This window comes from Variovorax sp. RA8 (assembly GCF_901827175.1).
GTDB lineage: Bacteria > Pseudomonadota > Gammaproteobacteria > Burkholderiales > Burkholderiaceae_C > Variovorax.
In genome coordinates, this window is record NZ_LR594662.1 from 1,616,370 (window position 1) to 1,633,569 (window position 17,200).

Consider the following 17,200-nt stretch of genomic DNA (forward strand, 5'->3'; position numbering starts at 1 on the left):
CTTCGGCCCTGAGCTATCTGGGCGCCATTGCAGCGCTGGCGATGGCCACCGGCTGCGCCTCCGGGCCCAGGGCCAATCCGGCCGACCCGTTCGAACCCTTCAACCGCGGCGTCATGCGTTTCAACGACGTCGTGGATGACGCCGTGCTGGTGCCGGCGGCGACGGCCTATCGCCGTGCGCTGCCTTCCTTCGTGCGCACGGGGGTCAACAATTTCTTCGGCAACCTGTCCGATGTATGGAGCTTTGCCAACAGCGTGCTGCAGCTCAAGCTGGAGCACAGTGCCCAGACCTTCATGCGCGTGAACGTCAACACCGTCTTCGGGCTCGGCGGGCTGCTGGATATCGCCACCGAGGCCGGCATCGACCGCCACTCCGAGGACTTCGGCCAGACCCTGGGCCGTTGGGGCGTACCGAGCGGCCCGTACGTGGTGCTGCCGTTGCTGGGCTCTTCGACGGTGCGCGACACGGCGGCCTTGACGGTCGATCGGCAGGGCGACCTGCTGAACCAGTTGCACGACGTCCGGTGGCGCAACTCGCTTTACTTTCTTCGCGTGATCGATGCGCGCTCGAACTTCCTGCGTGCGAGCCAGCTGCTCGACGACGCGGCGCTCGACAAGTACACGTTCACGCGCGACGCCTATCTGCAGCGCCGAAAGAACGACGTGCATGACGGGGACTTGCCGAACGAGGGCAATTGACCGTGCATGCGGCGCTTGCATTCCGTTGCGCGCTTTGCACGGGAGCCGGAACCCCGTTGACAGGCCTCTGCTCCAATTCTTCACGGGCCACGAAGGCTCGAGACTTTCAACAAGGGAACCATTGATGAATCAGATCCTGCAACGACGCTCCGTTGGACGCCTGATGCTGGCCGGCCTGCTGCTCGCGGGCGCCGCGGTCTTCGTGCGGCCGGTCCACGCCGCCGACGAGGCGCCGGACGCGCTGGTCAAACGCCTGTCGACCGATGTGCTCGAGACCATCAGGGCCGACAAGTCGATCAAGGCCGGCGACGTCAACAAGATCATGGCCCTGGTCGACACCAAGATCATGCCGAACGTCAACTTCCAGCGCATGACCGCCTCCGCCGTCGGTCCGGCATGGCGCCAGGCCACGCCCGAGCAGCAGCAGCGCCTGCAGGAAGAGTTCAAGAAGCTGCTGGTGCGCACCTATGCCGGCGCGCTCGACCAGGTCAGCGACCAGAGCGTGGCTGTGCGTCCCTTCCGCGGCTCGCCCGACGACAAGGAAGTGCTGGTGCGCACCGAAGTTCGCGGCGGCGGCGACCCGGTGCAGCTCGACTACCGGCTCGAGAAGACGCCCGGTGAGGCCGGCGGCTGGAAGATCTACAACCTCAACGTGCTGGGCGTGTGGCTGGTCGATACCTACCGCAGCCAGTTCGCGCAGGAGATCAACGCCAAGGGCATCGACGGCCTGATCGCAGCGCTGTCGGAGCGCAACAAGCGCAACGTCAGGAGTTGAGCCGCCCGATGCTGGTCCTGCCGCCCAAGCTCACGCACGACGAGGCGCCGGCCTGCGTGCTCATGCTGCGGCAAGGGCTCGCGGGACAGTCCGAATCGTCAACCGTGGTCGACGCGAGTGCGCTCGCGCAGTTCGATTCCTCGGCGCTCGCGGTCCTGCTCGAATGCCGCCGCGAATCCAGTGCGCTGGGCCGCGGCTTCGCGGTGAAGGGCTTGCCGCCGCGCCTGCGGGAACTCGCGTCGCTGTACGGCGTGGCGGGCCTTCTGCCCGCCGCGCCATGAGCTGGCGGCTGCGACAGGCTGTCAGGCCTTTGTCCGGCCCCAAACCGGAAAAACGGCAGGGCCCTAAAATCGCGGGCTCCCATGCCTGCGATCTCCTTCCAATCGGTCTCCAAGACCTATCCTGCCTCGCGTCAGCAGCGTTCCGAGGGAAAACCCGGACTACGTGCCGTCGATGAGGTCACGTTCCAGATCGAGGAGGGCGAATTCTTCGGTCTGCTGGGGCCCAACGGTGCCGGCAAGACTACGCTGATCAGCATGCTGGCCGGCCTGTCCAGGCCCAGCGCTGGCACCATCAGCGTCCATGGCTTCGATGTGCAGCGCGACTACAGGCAGGCACGCCGCAAGCTCGGGGTGGTGCCGCAGGAGCTGGTCTTCGACCCCTTCTTCAATGTGCGCGAGTCCCTGCGCATCCAGTCGGGCTACTTCGGCATCAAGAACAACGACGACTGGATCGACGAGCTGCTGAGCAGCCTCGGCCTGGCCGACAAGGCCGGCGCCAACATGCGCCAGCTCTCCGGCGGCATGAAGCGGCGCGTGCTGGTCGCCCAGGCGCTGGTGCACAAGCCGCCGGTGATCGTGCTGGACGAGCCCACGGCCGGCGTCGATGTGGAGCTGCGCCAGACCCTGTGGCAGTTCGTCGCCAAGCTCAACAAGCAGGGCAGCACGGTGCTGCTGACCACCCACTATCTCGAGGAGGCGGAGGCACTGTGCCACCGCATCGCGATGCTCAAGCAAGGCCGGGTGATTGCGCTGGACCGCACCAGCGAGCTGCTGCGTTCGGCCGCCAGCAACGTGCTGCGCTTCAAGACCGACGGCATGCTGCCGTGGGAGCTGGCCCAGCATGCGCGCATCACGGGCCGCATCGTGCAGCTGCCGGCGCAGAACGCACGCGAGGTCGAGCAATTGCTGGCCGCAATCCGCGAGGCTGGGCTCGACGTCGAAGATGTCGAGATGCGCAAGGCCGATCTGGAGGACGTGTTCATCGACCTGATGGCGGGCGAGCAGACGCCTTTGGAGGTCGCTCGATGAGCGCCGGACCGAGCCGCCCGAAGTGTCGAGCGTGGGGGCTGTCATGATGGTCCATGCCCTGGGCTGGCGGGCCTTGCTCTACAAGGAAACGCTGCGCTTCTGGAAGGTCGGCTTCCAGACCGTCGGCGCGCCGGTGCTCACTGCGCTGCTCTACCTGATGGTCTTCGGCCATGTGCTGGAAGGCCGCGTGACGGTCTACGGCTCCGTCAGCTACACCGCCTTCCTGGTGCCGGGTCTGGTGATGATGAGCGTGCTGCAGAACGCCTTCGCGAACAGCTCGTCGTCCATCATCCAGAGCAAGATCATGGGCAACCTGGTCTTCATCCTGCTCACGCCGCTGTCGCACTGGGGGTGGTTCCTGGCCTACGTGGGTTCCTCCATCGTGCGCGGGCTGGTGGTGGGGCTGGGCGTGTTCGCGGTGACGGCTTTCTTCGCCGTGCCGGGCTTCGTCGCGCCGTTGTGGATCGCGGTCTTCGCATTCCTGGGCGCCGCGATCCTTGGCACGCTGGGCCTGATCGCCGGGCTCTGGGCCGAGAAGTTCGACCAGATGGCCGTGTTCCAGAACTTCCTGATCATGCCCATGACCTTCCTCTCGGGCGTGTTCTATTCCATTCATTCGCTGCCCGCCTTCTGGCAGACGGTGAGCCACCTGAACCCTTTCTTCTACATGATCGACGGCTTCCGCTACGGCTTCTTCGGCGTGAGCGACATCTCGCCCTGGGTGAGCCTGGCCATCGTCGGCGGCGCCTGGCTGGTGGTGAGCGCGATCGCGATCCATCTGCTGCGCATCGGCTACAAGATCCGGGGCTAAGAATGTTGGCTCCCAGGCTTTTCACTCGCTGCGCTCGTGTAACGCCACCCCCCGAGGGGGCTGGGCCGCCTCGGGGCGGCCCAGCGGCGGCCCCTTTCCCACTATGACTGCCGAAGATCTCCAATCCATCATCCAGGCGGGCCTGCCCTGCGAGCACATCACGCTCGAAGGCGACGGCCGCCACTGGTACGCCACCATCGTCTCCACCGAGTTCGAGGGCAAGCGCGCCATCCAGCGACACCAGCGCGTCTATGCCACCCTCGGTGCCAAAATGCACACCGACGAAGTGCATGCGCTCTCGATGAAAACCTACACGCCCGCCGAATGGGCGGCCCAGAACTCCTAGTCCGGACTTCCATGGACAAACTCCTGATTCGCGGCGGGCGCCAGCTCCGCGGCGAGGTGCTCATTTCCGGCGCGAAGAACGCGGCCCTGCCGGAGCTCTGCGCGGCGCTCCTGAGCGACCGCCCCGTCACCCTGCACAACGTGCCGCGCCTCAATGACGTCACGACCATGCTCAAGCTGCTGCGCAACATGGGCGTGGCAGCCGAGCGCGATGACAACGGCACGGTGCGTCTCGACGCCGGTCCGCTGCACGCGCCCGAGGCGCCGTACGAACTGGTGAAGACGATGCGGGCGTCGGTTCTCGCGCTGGGCCCGCTGCTGGCCCGTTTCGGCAAGGCCCGGGTCTCGCTGCCGGGCGGCTGCGCCATCGGCTCGCGTCCGGTCGACCAGCACATCAAGGGCCTGCAGGCCATGGGCGCCGAGATCGTGGTCGAGCACGGCTACATGGTGGCGAGCATCGCGGGCGGCCGCCAGCGCCTGCACGGCGCGCGCATCACCACCGACATGGTGACCGTCACCGGCACCGAGAACTTCCTGATGGCCGCGGCGCTCGCCGACGGCGAGACCGTGCTGGAGAATGCCGCGCAGGAGCCCGAGATCACCGACCTGGCCGAGATGCTGATCGAGATGGGCGCGAAGATCGAAGGCCACGGCACCAGTCGCATCCGCATCCAGGGCGTGGAGAAGCTGGGTGGCTGCACGCACCGCGTGGTGGCCGACCGCATCGAGGCCGGCACCTTCTTGTGCGCCGTGGCCGCCACCGGGGGCGAGGTGCTGCTGCGCCACGGCCGCGCCGACCACCTCGACGCCGTGATCGAGAAGCTGCACGAAGCCGGCGTGCAGGTGGATGCGGCGGAAGAGGGCATCCGCGTGCGCAGCCAAGGCCGCTTGAAGGCGCAGAGCTTTCGCACCACCGAGTACCCGGGCTTCCCGACCGACATGCAGGCCCAGTTCATGGCGCTCAACGTGATTGCCGAGGGAACCTCGACCGTGACCGAGACGATCTTCGAGAACCGCTTCATGCACGTGGACGAGATGCTGCGCCTGGGCGCCAAGATCCAGACCGACGGCAAGGTCGCGGTGATCGAGGGCGTGCGCCAGCTGTCCGGCGCCACCGTGATGGCGACCGACCTGCGCGCTTCCGCCAGCCTGGTGATCGCCGGCCTGGTGGCCGAAGGCGAAACCCTGGTCGACCGCATCTATCACCTGGACCGCGGCTACGACCGCATGGAAAGCAAGCTGCGCGGCCTGGGTGCCGACATCGAGCGCGTGCCCGGGCCCGCGGAGTACCAGCCGTGATCACGCTCGCGTTGTCCAAGGGCCGGATCTTCGACGAAACCCTGCCGCTGCTGGCCGCGGCCGGCATCGAGGTCAGCGAGGACCCGGAGAAATCGCGCAAGCTGATCCTCGCGACCACGCGCCCCGAGGTGCGCGTGGTGCTGGTGCGCGCATCGGACGTGCCCACCTACGTCCAGTACGGCGGCGCGGACCTGGGCGTGACCGGGCTGGACGTGCTGCTCGAGCACGGCAACCAGGGGCTCTACCAGCCGCTCGACCTGCGTATCGCCGCCTGCCGCCTGAGCGTGGCGGTGCGCGCCGACTACGACTACGCCTCGGCCGTGCGCCAGGGCTCGCGCATCAAGGTCGCGACCAAGTACGTCGGCCTGGCGCGCGAGTTTTTCGCCAGCAAGGGCGTGCACGTGGACCTGATCAAGCTCTATGGCAGCATGGAGCTGGCGCCGCTCACCGGCCTGGCCGATGCCATCGTCGACCTGGTGTCCACCGGCAACACGCTCAAGGCCAATCATCTCGTCGAGGTTGAGCGCATCATGGACATCAGCGCGCGCCTGGTGGTCAACCAGGCCGCGCTCAAGCTCAAGCAGGCGCCGATCCGGCACATCATCGACGCCTTCGCCTCCGCCATCCCCTCAGCCTGACATGAAATGCCCCCACGCTCATCACTTCGTGTATCGCTGCCCCCCGAGGGGGCGCTCAGCGTCCTTCGCGCGGCCGGGCGGGCGCTGACATGAACGTGAAAGCCGCTCCCGCCCGTCTATCGACTGCCTCCGCCGGCTTCGAAGCCGATTTCGAGGCGCGGTTGCACTGGTCGGCCGACACCGATGCCGCGATCGAGCAGGTCGTGGCCGACATCCTGGCCGATGTGCGCAGGCGCGGCGACGCGGCCGTGCTCGAATACACGCGGCGTTTCGACCGGCTCGACGTCGGCAGCCTGGAGGCACTGGAACTGAAGGCCCCCGAGCTGCGCGCTGCCTTCGAGGCGCTGCCCGCTGCCCAGCGCGAGGCCCTGGAGGCTGCCGCAAGCCGCGTGAGGAGCTATCACGAAGCGCAGAAGAAGGCCAGCGGCGAGAGCTGGAGCTATCGCGATGCCGACGGCACCCTGCTGGGCCAGAAGGTCACGCCGGTGGACCGCGTCGGCATCTACGTGCCGGGCGGCAAGGCCGCCTATCCGTCGAGCGTGCTCATGAACGCGATCCCCGCGCATGTGGCCGGCGTCGGCGAGATCATCATGGTCGTGCCGACGCCGGGCGGCGAGAAAAATCCCCTCGTGCTCGCCGCCGCCCACGTCGCCGGCGTCACGCGTGCCTTCACCATCGGCGGCGCGCAGGCCGTGGGCGCGCTGGCCTACGGCACCGCGAGCATCCCGGCGGTCGACAAGATTACCGGCCCCGGCAACGCCTACGTGGCCGCCGCCAAGCGGCGGGTGTTCGGCACCGTGGGCATCGACATGATCGCCGGGCCCAGCGAGATCCTGGTGCTGGCCGACGGCAGCACGCCGCCCGACTGGGTGGCGATGGACCTGTTCAGCCAGGCCGAGCACGACGAGCTCGCGCAGAGCATCCTGCTGTGCCCCGACGCCGCCTACATCGACCAGGTGCAACGGGAGATCGACCGGCTGCTGCCCTCGATGTCGCGCGCCGCGATCATCGCCGCCTCGCTCAACGGCCGTGGCGCCCTGATCCACACGAAGAGCATGGAAGAGGCCTGCGCGATCAGCAACCGCATTGCACCCGAGCACCTGGAGGTCAGCAGCCGCGACCCGCACCGCTGGGAGCCGCTGCTCAGGCACGCCGGCGCGATTTTCCTCGGCGCCTACACCAGCGAAAGCCTGGGCGACTACTGCGCCGGCCCCAACCACGTGCTGCCGACCAGCGGCACGGCGCGCTTCAGCTCGCCGCTGGGGGTCTACGACTTCCAGAAGCGCTCCAGCCTGATCGAGGTCAGCGAGGCGGGCGCACAGCCGCTGGGCCGCATCGCCGTGACCCTGGCCGAAGGGGAGGGCCTGCCGGCGCACGCCGAGGCCGCCCGCATGCGCCTGCGTTGAGGGGCTGGCATGGCGATCCCGGCGCTTCGGTCCGTTCGCCGCCTGGCCCTCCTGGGCCTGGTGGCCGCTGGCACCGTCTGCCAGGCCATGAGCATCCGCGAGCTGCGCATGCTCGAAGCGAATGAGAAAGACGGCAAGCTCTACGCCAACTACTATCTTGTCGGTGTGGTCGAGGGCCTGCGCGAGGCCAGTGAGGCCGAGCAGCGCGCCGGGCAGAAGCCGCTGTTCTGCGTCAACGGCCGCCGGCTCGAGCCCGCGATGGCGCGCACGCTCTACCAGACCGAACTCACACGCAACGCCGACAGCTACGAGGCCGACATGCCGGTGCAATTGGTGATCTCGGCCGCGCTGCGCAACAGCTACCGCTGCCCCTGAATCGAATGACTTCCGCTTCCGACGACACCACCCGCGCACTGGGCCGCATCCGCGCCGACGTCCAATCCATGCATGCCTATGCCGTGCAGGACGCCCGCGGCTTGCTCAAGCTCGATGCGATGGAGAACCCCTTCGGCCTGCCGCCCGCACTGCAGGCCGCGCTGGGCCAGCGCCTGGGCGCACTGGCGCTGAACCGCTACCCAGGCCCGCGCAGCGGCGACCTCCAGCGCGCCCTGGCCGCCTACGCGGGGCTGCCCGAGGGCTTCGCGCTGATGCTCGGCAACGGCTCGGACGAACTGATCTCGCTGCTGGCCATGGCCTGCGACGTGGCGCCGGGCGCGGACGAAGCGAACGGCGGCCGGCCGGCCGCCGTGCTGGCGCCGGAGCCCGGCTTCGTGATGTACGCGATGAGCGCACGGCTGCAGGGCCTGCGCTTCGTGGGCGTGCCGCTCACCGCCGATTTCGAGCTCGACGAGGCCGCCATGCTCGCGGCCATCGCGCGCGAGAAGCCGGCCATCGTCTACCTGGCCTATCCCAACAACCCGACCGCCAACCTGTGGGACGACGCCGTGATCGAGAAGGTCGTTCAGGCCCAGGGCGCGCAGGGCGGCCTGGTCGTGATCGACGAGGCCTACCAGCCCTTCGCGGCCCGCAGCTACATCGACCGGATCGCGCGTCACGGCCATGTGCTGCTGATGCGCACCCTCAGCAAGTTCGGCCTGGCGGGGGTCCGGCTGGGCTACCTGGTCGGGCCGCAGGCGCTGATCGCCGAGGTGGACAAGGTGCGCCCGCCCTACAACATCAGCGTGCTCAACTGCGAGTGCGCGCTCTTCGCGCTGGAGCACGCGGAGGTGTTCGCGGAGCAGGCCGCCCGGATCCGCGCCGGGCGTGCCCACATCTTCGAGGCGCTGGCGCGCCTGCAGGGCGTCAGGAGCTGGCCCAGCGAGGCCAACATGATCCTGGTGCGGGTCCCGGATGCCGACCGGACCTTCGAAGGAATGAAGGCCCGCGGGGTGCTGGTCAAGAACGTTTCTAGAATGCACCCATTGCTTGCGAACTGCCTGCGCCTGACGGTCGGAACCGCGGAAGAGAATGCGCAGATGCTCGCAGCCCTCGAAGCCTCGCTATGAACACTCCCAAGGCCCCTGAAGCTGTCGTTGCTGCCGCCGCGCGGACGGCCTCTGTCACGCGCAACACGGCCGAGACGAAAATCTCGGTCGAGCTCAACCTCGACGGCACCGGCCGCTCCAAGCTCTCGACCGGCATCGGCTTCTTCGACCACATGCTGGACCAGATCGCGCGCCACGGCCTGATCGACCTCGAGATCGACTGCCAGGGCGACCTGCACATCGACGGCCACCACACGGTGGAAGATGTGGGCATCACCCTGGGCCAGGCGGTGGCCAAGGCAGTCGGCGACAAAAAGGGCATTCGCCGCTACGGCCACGCCTACGTGCCGCTGGACGAGGCCCTCAGCCGGGTGGTGATCGACTTCTCGGGGCGCCCCGGTCTGGTGATGCACGTGCCGTTTACCAGCGGCATGATCGGCGGCTTCGACAGCCAGCTCACCTACGAGTTCTTCCAGGGCTTTGCCAACCACGCCTTCGTCACCCTGCACATCGACAACCTCAAGGGCGTCAATGCCCACCATCAGTGCGAGACGGTCTTCAAGGCCTTCGCGCGCGCGCTGCGGGCCGCGCTCGAGCTCGATCCGCGCTCGGTCGGCGTCGTTCCTTCGACCAAGGGATCCCTCTGAACAGCAGCAAGAACACCGTTGCCGTCGTCGACTACGGCATGGGCAACCTGCGTTCCGTCTCGCAGGCGGTCCAGCATGCGGCCGACCAGGTCGGGGTCGAGGTTTTCGTGACGGCCGATCCCGAAGTGGTGCGCCGCGCCACCCGCGTGGTGCTACCGGGTCAGGGCGCCATGCCCGACTGCATGCGCGAACTGCGCGACTCCGGCCTCCAGGAGTCGGTGCTCGAGGCGGCGGCTTCCAAGCCCCTGTTCGGCGTTTGCGTGGGCATGCAGATGCTGCTCTCGGCAAGCGACGAGGGGCCGACCGAGGGCCTGGGCCTGATCCCGGGCCGGGTGCTCAAGTTCGAGCTGGCCGGCCGCACCCAGCCCGACGGCAGCCGCTACAAAGTGCCGCAGATGGGCTGGAACCAGGTGTTGCAGACCCGCCCCCACCCGGTATGGGCGGGGGTACCGGACGGCAGCTACTTCTACTTCGTGCACAGTTTCTACGCACGGCCGGACAATGCCCTCCACAGCGCGGGCGAGACCGAATACGGCGAGCGCTTTACCGCCGCCATCGCACGCGATAATATTTTTGCAACCCAGTTCCATCCCGAGAAGAGTGCGGACCATGGGTTGCAGCTGTACAGAAACTTTCTCCACTGGAATCCCTGAAGCAGTTTTTTCGCTGCGCTCCATCGCTCGCGCTCCGCGCAATCCCGCACCATGCTCCTTATTCCTGCGATCGATCTCAAGGATGGCCACTGCGTTCGCCTCAAGCAAGGCGACATGGACCAGTCCACCACCTTCAGCGAGGACCCGGCCGCCATGGCGCGCCAGTGGATCGAAGCCGGTGCGCGGCGGCTGCACCTCGTCGACCTCAACGGCGCCTTCGCGGGCAAGCCGCAGAACCACGCCGCGATCAAGGCGATCTTGCGGGAGGTGGGCGACGACATCCCGGTGCAGCTCGGCGGGGGCATCCGCGACCTGGACACCATCGAGCGCTATATCGACGACGGCCTGCGCTACGTGATCATCGGCACCGCCGCGGTCAAGAACCCGGGCTTCCTGAAGGACGCCTGCAGCGCCTTCGGCGGCCACATCATCGTCGGCCTCGACGCCAAGGACGGCAAGGTCGCCACCGACGGCTGGAGCAAGCTCACCGGCCACGAGGTCGCCGACCTGGGCAAGAAGTTCGAGGACTACGGCGTCGAGTCGATCATCTACACCGACATCGGCCGCGACGGCATGCTCTCGGGCATCAACATCGACGCCACCGTCAAGCTCGCGCAAGCGCTCACCATTCCGGTGATCGCCTCCGGCGGGCTCTCGAACATGGCCGACATCGACAAGCTCTGCGCCGTCGAGGCCGATGGCATCGAGGGGGTGATTTGCGGGCGCGCGATCTATTCGGGCGACCTGGACTTCGCCGCCGCGCAGGCGCGGGCTGACGAGCTGGCTGAACAGTAGTTCTACGACCAGGCGCCGGGCACGTCGCCGGCCGCTCGACAGGGCACGCATTGCGTGCCCTTTTCTTTTCCGCAGGTGTCGAGGGTAGGGAGCGGCGCGCCGTGCCCGTGCCGCACAGCGATGAATTCTCGTTTTTTGTCGCTTCACTCTGATTGCGCTGCCCTGAATTCCTAGCATCCCCTGGCCGCTGATCCCTCGGGTTCCATGAACTGCGGCCTGAACTTCCGGCGTATGCGGAAGGGCACGGGCCTCGCTCAGGCGGCATCGCCCGCCACGCGCGCCGCGCGCGCGTGGGTCCCTGAACGACCCGTGAACTCCCATGAACAGAACGCATCGCAGCCTTTGGAACCCCGCGCTAGGCGCCTGGGTTGCCGCTCCCGAGACCGCCCATGGTGGCGATGGCGGCCAACGAGCATTCAATGACCTCGGCGCTGGCGGTGGCGGTGGCATGGGTGGCAATGGAGGAGGAGCCGGAGGCAGCTCGCTGGGCCGCGGAGGCGGTGGCTTGTTCGAGGATGGCTCCGACGACGGCAACGGCGGTGGACCGAACGGCGGCCCAGGAGGCAACGTGGTCCTCGGCGGCGACGGCGGCGACTACAGTGGTGGCGGCGGTGCTGACAACAGGGGCGGAAACGGTGGCTTGGGCGGCGGCGGCGGTGGCGGTAGTGGTCCCTTGGGAAATTCCTGGGGGGGCGACGGAGGTTTTGGAGGCGGTGGCGGCGGCGCCGCCGCAGGGGGGGCGGGGGGTTTTGGCGGCGGCGGCGGCGGCGGCAGCTTTAATGTTGCTGCGGAAGGCGGTGGCTTCGGCGGCGGCAGTGGCGGATATGTTAACGGCGGCGGCGGTGCAGGAATGGGCGGCGCCATTTTCGTTATGCACGGTGGCTCGCTCACCTTGGGGGGCAGCACCGAGGTGCGGGACAACTACGTGGCTGCGGGCCAAGGTACCGGCCGCAATGCGCAAGCCGGCTTGGCCTTCGGCAGCGGCATCTTCATGCAGGGCACGAGCAGCACGCTGGCCTTCGCGCCTGCGGGCTTCAGCCAGAGCATCGCTGCCCTTACCAACGCCGGCACCGTCTCCCTCATTGGCGCAACACCCGGCACGACCCTCACCGTCACCGGTCCTTATGCGGGCAACAACGGCCTCCTGCGCCTGGGCGCCTTCCTCGGAGACAGCGCCAGCGCGAGCGATCGGCTGATCCTCAGCGGTCCGAGTGCCGTCGCCGGCGGGCGCACCACCGTTCAAGTCGTCAACCTCGGCGGCCTGGGGGCGCTCACCACCGGCAACGGCATCGAACTGGTGAGTGCGCTCAACGGCGCCACCACCACCGCGCAAAGCACCAAGGACGCCTTCGCCCTGCAAGGCGGCCACGTGGACGCCGGAGCGTACGAATACCGCCTGCAGCCCGGCGATGCCGCGGGCGCCGGAGAGAACTGGTACCTGCGCTCCACCAGCACCATCATCCCGCCGCCGGCGCCTCCGGCTCCTCCGGCCCCACCAGCCCCACCGGCTCCTCCGGCTCCTCCGCCGGCATCCCCGGCACCTGTTGATCCGTCACCGCTGCTGCCGCCGCCGACTCCATCGGCCGCCCCCATCCAGGTGCCGACCTACCGCGCCGAAGTGCCCCTGTTCGCAGCGCTTCCCGAGCAGCTGCGCCAGGGCAACCTGGCCATGCTCGGCAACCTGCACCAGCGCATCGGCGACGACGACGTGCGCACAGCGGCCGGCGCCCAAGGCACCGCTACAGCATCCGCCACCGGCGAGCGTCGCGCCTGGGGCCGTGTGCTCAGCACCGGCCGCAATATCCAGCAAGGCGGCACCGTCAGCCCGCACAGCGAGGGCCGCCTGAGCGGCCTGCAGGCCGGCACCGATCTCTGGACCAACGCCCACTGGCGCGCCGGCGTCTATGCCGGCCAGCTCGACGGCGACATGCAGGTCAAGGGCTTCGCCCGCGGCATCGCCAACCTCGCCGTCGGCAGCAACGACCTGCGCAGCCAGTACCTGGGCGGCTATGCGACCTATACCGACACCAGCGGCTTCTATGTCGATGGCGTGCTGCAGGCCGGGCGCCATCGCTACGAGGTCAAGCCGCAGGCCAGCCTGCGCACCAAGGGCAAGGCCAGCAGCCTGAGCGCCTCGCTGGAGCTCGGGCAGTCCTTCGCGCTCGGCGAGAGCTGGCAGATCCAGCCGCAGGCGCAACTGGTGCACCAGCGCCTGGACCTCGACGACGTGGACATCGCCGGCGCGCGCGTGCATCAGGCGCGCGACAGCAGCTGGCTCGCCCGCGTGGGCGTGCGCGTCAAGGGCGACATCGCCACCCCCGCAGGCCGGCTGCAGCCCTATGCGCGGGTGAACCTGTACCGCGCCTCGGGCGGCAACGATGTCACCCGCTTCACCAACCCGGCGGCCAGCACGGCCATCGCGAGCAGCAGGGGCGGCAGCTCCACCGAACTGGCAACGGGCTTCACCTTGGGGCTGAGCGAATCGACCAGCCTCTACGGCGAAGTGGGCAAGCTGTGGGCTTCGGGTGGCGACACGCGCGTGAAGTCGCAGCTCAATGCCTCGGCGGGGTTGCGGGTGCGCTGGTAGGCTGAACGCGCGCTTGACGCGCTCAGTGCTGGCGACAGCTCACCCATGGCGGCCGCATCGCGTTAGCCGGCCCAGCTCACCCTGCCGTGGCGGCCTCGGCGGTCGCACGCCAAACCTAGAATGGGGCCATGTCTCTCAAAGAGCTCGATTTCCATGGCCAGCCCGCATTGCGCCTCGCCCTGGCCGAGGGCAGCGCCTGCACGGTAGCGCTGCACGGCGCCCATGTGCTGTCCTGGACCACCGCGGATGGCGCCGAGCGCCTCTACCTCAGCCCGGAGGCGCGCTTCGATGGTCAGAGTGCGATCCGTGGCGGCGTGCCGGTGTGCTGGCCGCAGTTCAACCAGCGCGGGCCGCTGCCGAAGCACGGTTTCGTGCGCAATGTTGCCTGGCGGGCCGAACCCCCTGGCGGCGGCGACAAGTCGGACACCCTTGTTTTCTCGCTGCACGACGACGAGGCCACGCGGGCGATCTGGCCGCATGCCTTCCACGCCAGGCTGGCCGTGACCCTGGCGCCCCGCTCGCTGCGGGTGGCGCTCGCCATCGACAACACCGGTGGCGCGCCCTGGTCCTTTGCCGCCGCGCTGCACAGCTACCTGCGCGTCGACGACATCGTCCAGGCATCGCTCGAAGGCCTGCAGGGCGCCAACCGCTGGGATGCAGTGCGTGACGATCGCCACGTGGACCTCGCCCCCGCGCTGCGCTTCGGCACCGAGTTCGACAGCGTCTACGCGGCGCCCGCCAAGCCCCTGCACCTGGTGCAGCCTTCAGGCACGCTCGAGATCGCGCAGAGCGCGAGCTGCACCGAAACGGTGGTCTGGAACCCGGGTCCGGCGCTGAGCGCCCAACTGTCGGACCTCCCCAACGACGGCTGGCGCCACATGCTCTGCGTCGAGGCCGCGCGCGTCGACGAACCCGTGATGCTGGCGCCGGGGGGAAGCTGGCAAGGCTGGCAGCAGCTCACCGTCCTCTGAACCTTATTCCGACCGAACCCACCATGCTTGCCAAGCGCATCATCCCGTGCCTCGACGTGACCGGCGGCCGCGTCGTCAAGGGCGTCAATTTCCTCGAGCTGCGCGATGCCGGCGATCCGGTCGAGATTGCCGCCCGCTACAACGAGCAGGGCGCCGACGAGCTGACCTTCCTGGACATCACGGCCACCAGCGACGACCGCGACTTGATCCTCCCGATCATCGAGGCGGTCGCCTCGCAGGTCTTCATTCCGCTGACCGTCGGCGGCGGCGTGCGCACCGTGGAAGACGTGCGCCGGCTGCTCAATGCGGGTGCCGACAAGACCAGCTTCAACTCGGCCGCCATCGCGAATCCGCAGGTCATCGAGGACGCCTCGCGCAAGTACGGGGCCCAGTGCATCGTGGTCGCGATCGACGCCAAGCGGCGCTCCGCCGCGGACGAGGCCCTGCGTGGCCCGGGCTGGGATGTGTACAGCCATGGCGGCCGCAAGAACACCGGCCTGGACGCGGTGCAATGGGCGGTCGAGATGGCACGCCGCGGCGCCGGCGAGATTCTGCTGACCAGCATGGACCGCGACGGCACCAGGAGCGGCTTCGACCTCGCGCTCACACGGGCGGTGAGCGACGCGGTGAGCGTGCCGGTGATCGCCTCCGGCGGCGTCGGCAGCCTGGATGACCTGGCCGACGGTATCCAGACCGGCGGCGCCGACGCGGTGCTGGCAGCCAGCATCTTCCACTACGGCGAATACACCGTCGGCCAGGCCAAGGCCTGCATGGCGGCGCGCGGGATTCCTGTGCGGATGTGAAAGGGGAGCGGACATCCGTCCGCATCCGGCGTCCTGTCATGCGAATCCCCGACAATGTCCAACATGAACTGGCTAGACGAAGTGAAGTGGGACGCGAGCGGCCTGGTGCCCGTGATCGCGCAGGAGCGCGGCAGCAAGGACGTGCTGATGTTCGCCTGGATGAACCGCGAGGCCCTGGAAAAGACGGCGGAGCTGGGCCGCGCCGTGTACTTCAGCCGCTCGCGCGGCAAGCTCTGGTTCAAGGGCGAGGAGTCGGGCCACGTGCAGGCCGTGCACGAGATCCGCATGGACTGCGACAACGACGTGCTCCTGCTCCAGGTCACGCAGACCGGCCACGAGCCCGGCATCGCTTGCCACACCGGGCGCCACAGCTGCTTCTTCAGCAAGTACGAGAACGGCCTGTGGACCGTCACCGAGCCGGTCCTGAAAGACCCCGCAATGATCTACTCCGCCTCGCCCCGATGAGCACGGCACGGCCCCCCGAAGGTGCTCGCACCGCAGCCGAAGGCGAAGGTCGCCTTTTGACCGCCGACGCCCCACAACGCCCCATGGAAGACGCACTGGCCCGCCTGGCCGCCGTGATCGAGAGCCGCCTGCCGGCGCAAGGCGGCGACCCCGAGAGGAGCTACGTCGCCCGCCTGCTGCACCGTGGCCCCGACGCCTTCCTCAAGAAGATCGGCGAGGAGGCCACCGAGGTGGTGATGGCGGCCAAGGACGCGGACCATGGCGGCGAGCGCACGAAAATAGTGAACGAAGTGGCCGATCTCTGGTTCCACAGCATGGTGGCCCTGGCCCACTACGGCTTCTCCCCGCGCGATGTGGTGGCCGAACTCGAACGGCGCGAGGGCACCAGCGGGATCGAGGAGAAGGCTTTGCGCAAGGCGAAAGACCGCGAAGCTTCCAACGACTGAGACCGAGAGGACGGCATGCCCAATGACCTCGTGACCGTGGAACCCGATTCGTCGCTCAAGACCTGGGGCTGGATCAGTTACATCCTGCATCTGGTGGTGGCGGTGGGCGCCGTGCTGCCCGGCGCGCAGGCCTCGATCGCGCTGCTGCTGATCGCGCTGGTGATCGACCTGGTCAAGCGCGACGACGCGGCCGGCAGCTGGCAGGCATCGCACTTCAGCTGGCGCATCCGCTCTGTGCTGTGGGCCGGCTTGGCCTACATCCTGACCTCCTGGCTCTGGCTGCTGTTGCTGCTGCCCGGCTGGATCGCCTGGGCGCTGATTTCACTGTGGTTCCTCTATCGCATCGTCAAGGGGATGGTGCGCATGAATGCGGGCCGTTCCATGGAGCCTTCGAATGTCCTCTGATCCGAACTGCATCTTCTGCAAAATCATCGCCGGCCAGATCCCCTCACGCAAGGTCTACGAGGACGAGGAGCTGTTCGGCTTCCACGACATCGCGCCCTGGGCGCCCGTGCACTTCATGCTGGTGCCCAAGCGCCACATCCCCTCGATGGCCCAGGTCACGCCGGACGATGCGGCGCTGCTCGGCCGGATCATGACCCTGGCCCCCAAGTTGGCCTTGGAGCAGGGCTGCCGGCCCTACCCGCAGGGCGGCTTCCGCATCGTCGTCAACACCGGCGCCGAGGGCGGGCAGGAAGTCCAGCATCTCCATGTGCACGTCATGGGCGGCCCCCGCCCCTGGCTCAAGGGTTGATATTCCCCGCTGCGCGCAGGGGCTGTCTTCCGCGCCGACTAAAATCGAACACTTCTTCAGGAGTAATCCATGGGTTCACTTTCCATCTGGCACTGGCTGATCGTGCTGCTCGTCGTCGTGATGATCTTCGGCACCAAGAAGCTGCGCAACATGGGTTCCGACCTGGGCGGCGCGGTGAAGGGCTTCAAGGACGGCATGAAGGACGGCTCGGCGGCCGAGACGCCCGCCACCCCCAATCCCCAGGTGAGCGCCAACGGCGCCAACGCCGACAAGTCGACCATCGACGTCGAAGCGCGCCAGAAGTCCTGATTCC

23 protein-coding genes and 1 pseudogene are annotated in these 17,200 nt (G+C 68.1%); 23 read left to right on the top strand and 1 reads right to left on the bottom strand.

Annotated features, from left to right (window positions below):
* The first annotated feature begins 41 nt into the window (after positions 1-41).
* The 15 genes and pseudogenes from E5P3_RS07670 to E5P3_RS35750 form a co-directional block, all read left to right on the top strand.
* Positions 42-698 carry an MlaA family lipoprotein gene (locus E5P3_RS07670; protein ID WP_232073444.1) on the top strand — a complete coding sequence of 219 codons (657 nt, stop codon included), beginning with the start codon at positions 42-44 and terminating at the stop codon, positions 696-698.
* A 163-nt stretch (positions 699-861) separates the two neighbouring features.
* On the top strand, positions 862-1,473 hold the full coding sequence (locus E5P3_RS07675; protein ID WP_162589581.1) for an MlaC/ttg2D family ABC transporter substrate-binding protein: 612 nt from the start codon (positions 862-864) through the stop codon (positions 1,471-1,473).
* A gap of 8 nt (positions 1,474-1,481) precedes the next feature.
* On the top strand, positions 1,482-1,754 hold the full coding sequence (locus E5P3_RS07680) for an STAS domain-containing protein (RefSeq protein WP_162585432.1): 273 nt from the start codon (positions 1,482-1,484) through the stop codon (positions 1,752-1,754).
* Between the two features lie 81 nt (positions 1,755-1,835).
* A complete protein-coding gene (locus E5P3_RS07685; RefSeq protein WP_162585433.1) occupies positions 1,836-2,783 on the top strand; it encodes an ABC transporter ATP-binding protein in 948 nt (315 codons plus the stop codon).
* A 46-nt stretch (positions 2,784-2,829) separates the two neighbouring features.
* Positions 2,830-3,594 carry an ABC transporter permease gene (locus E5P3_RS07690; protein WP_162589582.1) on the top strand — a complete coding sequence of 255 codons (765 nt, stop codon included), beginning with the start codon at positions 2,830-2,832 and terminating at the stop codon, positions 3,592-3,594.
* A gap of 103 nt (positions 3,595-3,697) precedes the next feature.
* Entirely contained in the window at positions 3,698-3,940 is a 243-nt protein-coding gene (locus E5P3_RS07695) for a BolA family protein (protein WP_162585434.1), read from the top strand.
* An 11-nt stretch (positions 3,941-3,951) separates the two neighbouring features.
* On the top strand, positions 3,952-5,238 hold the full coding sequence (gene murA, locus E5P3_RS07700; protein WP_162585435.1) for a UDP-N-acetylglucosamine 1-carboxyvinyltransferase: 1,287 nt from the start codon (positions 3,952-3,954) through the stop codon (positions 5,236-5,238).
* Positions 5,235-5,876 (top strand): ATP phosphoribosyltransferase, encoded by a 642-nt coding sequence (gene hisG, locus E5P3_RS07705; protein WP_068675766.1) that lies wholly within the window; start codon positions 5,235-5,237, stop codon positions 5,874-5,876. The genes murA and hisG overlap by 4 nt, the downstream gene beginning before the upstream one ends.
* An 89-nt stretch (positions 5,877-5,965) precedes the next feature.
* Positions 5,966-7,282 carry a histidinol dehydrogenase gene (gene hisD, locus E5P3_RS07710; protein ID WP_162585436.1) on the top strand — a complete coding sequence of 439 codons (1,317 nt, stop codon included), beginning with the start codon at positions 5,966-5,968 and terminating at the stop codon, positions 7,280-7,282.
* Between the two features lie 9 nt (positions 7,283-7,291).
* Entirely contained in the window at positions 7,292-7,657 is a 366-nt protein-coding gene (locus tag E5P3_RS07715) for a hypothetical protein (RefSeq protein ID WP_162585437.1), read from the top strand.
* Positions 7,658-7,662: 5 nt separating this feature from the next.
* Positions 7,663-8,787 (top strand): histidinol-phosphate transaminase, encoded by a 1,125-nt coding sequence (gene hisC, locus E5P3_RS07720; RefSeq protein WP_162585438.1) that lies wholly within the window; start codon positions 7,663-7,665, stop codon positions 8,785-8,787.
* Positions 8,784-9,413 carry an imidazoleglycerol-phosphate dehydratase HisB gene (hisB, locus tag E5P3_RS07725; protein WP_162585439.1) on the top strand — a complete coding sequence of 210 codons (630 nt, stop codon included), beginning with the start codon at positions 8,784-8,786 and terminating at the stop codon, positions 9,411-9,413. Before hisC ends, hisB begins: the two co-directional genes overlap by 4 nt.
* Positions 9,410-10,066, top strand: a complete 657-nt coding sequence (gene hisH, locus E5P3_RS07730; protein WP_162589583.1) for an imidazole glycerol phosphate synthase subunit HisH — start codon at positions 9,410-9,412, stop codon at positions 10,064-10,066. Before hisB ends, hisH begins: the two co-directional genes overlap by 4 nt.
* 51 nt (positions 10,067-10,117) lie before the next feature.
* A complete protein-coding gene (gene hisA / locus E5P3_RS07735; RefSeq protein WP_162585440.1) occupies positions 10,118-10,861 on the top strand; it encodes a 1-(5-phosphoribosyl)-5-[(5-phosphoribosylamino)methylideneamino]imidazole-4-carboxamide isomerase in 744 nt (247 codons plus the stop codon).
* Between the two features lie 319 nt (positions 10,862-11,180).
* A pseudogene (locus E5P3_RS35750) lies at positions 11,181-11,231 on the top strand (ESPR-type extended signal peptide-containing protein); the annotation flags it as partial.
* On the opposite strand, the gene E5P3_RS35755 reads toward E5P3_RS35750, so the two are convergent.
* Complete coding sequence (locus E5P3_RS35755) at positions 11,217-11,738, bottom strand: hypothetical protein (RefSeq protein ID WP_232073520.1); 522 nt, start codon at positions 11,736-11,738, stop codon at positions 11,217-11,219. The pseudogene E5P3_RS35750 and the gene E5P3_RS35755 sit on opposite strands and share 15 nt — an antisense overlap.
* A 15-nt stretch (positions 11,739-11,753) precedes the next feature.
* On the opposite strand from E5P3_RS35755, the gene E5P3_RS07740 reads away from it, so the two are divergent.
* The 8 genes from E5P3_RS07740 (at position 11,754) to tatA (ending at position 17,196) form a co-directional block, all read left to right on the top strand.
* Positions 11,754-13,448, top strand: coding sequence for an autotransporter family protein (locus E5P3_RS07740; RefSeq protein WP_232073445.1), 1,695 nt, complete (start codon positions 11,754-11,756; stop codon positions 13,446-13,448).
* Between the two features lie 128 nt (positions 13,449-13,576).
* Positions 13,577-14,419, top strand: a complete 843-nt coding sequence (locus tag E5P3_RS07745; RefSeq protein WP_162585442.1) for a D-hexose-6-phosphate mutarotase — start codon at positions 13,577-13,579, stop codon at positions 14,417-14,419.
* A gap of 23 nt (positions 14,420-14,442) precedes the next feature.
* Positions 14,443-15,222, top strand: coding sequence for an imidazole glycerol phosphate synthase subunit HisF (gene hisF, locus E5P3_RS07750; protein WP_162585443.1), 780 nt, complete (start codon positions 14,443-14,445; stop codon positions 15,220-15,222).
* A 63-nt stretch (positions 15,223-15,285) separates the two neighbouring features.
* Positions 15,286-15,687, top strand: a complete 402-nt coding sequence (hisI, locus tag E5P3_RS07755; protein ID WP_162585444.1) for a phosphoribosyl-AMP cyclohydrolase — start codon at positions 15,286-15,288, stop codon at positions 15,685-15,687.
* A gap of 83 nt (positions 15,688-15,770) precedes the next feature.
* On the top strand, positions 15,771-16,133 hold the full coding sequence (locus E5P3_RS07760) for a phosphoribosyl-ATP diphosphatase (RefSeq protein ID WP_162585445.1): 363 nt from the start codon (positions 15,771-15,773) through the stop codon (positions 16,131-16,133).
* 15 nt (positions 16,134-16,148) lie between these two features.
* A complete protein-coding gene (locus E5P3_RS07765; RefSeq protein WP_162585446.1) occupies positions 16,149-16,538 on the top strand; it encodes a DUF4870 family protein in 390 nt (129 codons plus the stop codon).
* On the top strand, positions 16,528-16,887 hold the full coding sequence (locus E5P3_RS07770; RefSeq protein WP_162585447.1) for a histidine triad nucleotide-binding protein: 360 nt from the start codon (positions 16,528-16,530) through the stop codon (positions 16,885-16,887). The genes E5P3_RS07765 and E5P3_RS07770 overlap by 11 nt, the downstream gene beginning before the upstream one ends.
* A gap of 69 nt (positions 16,888-16,956) precedes the next feature.
* Entirely contained in the window at positions 16,957-17,196 is a 240-nt protein-coding gene (tatA, locus tag E5P3_RS07775; RefSeq protein ID WP_162585448.1) for a Sec-independent protein translocase subunit TatA, read from the top strand.
* The last annotated feature ends 4 nt before the right edge of the window (positions 17,197-17,200 follow it).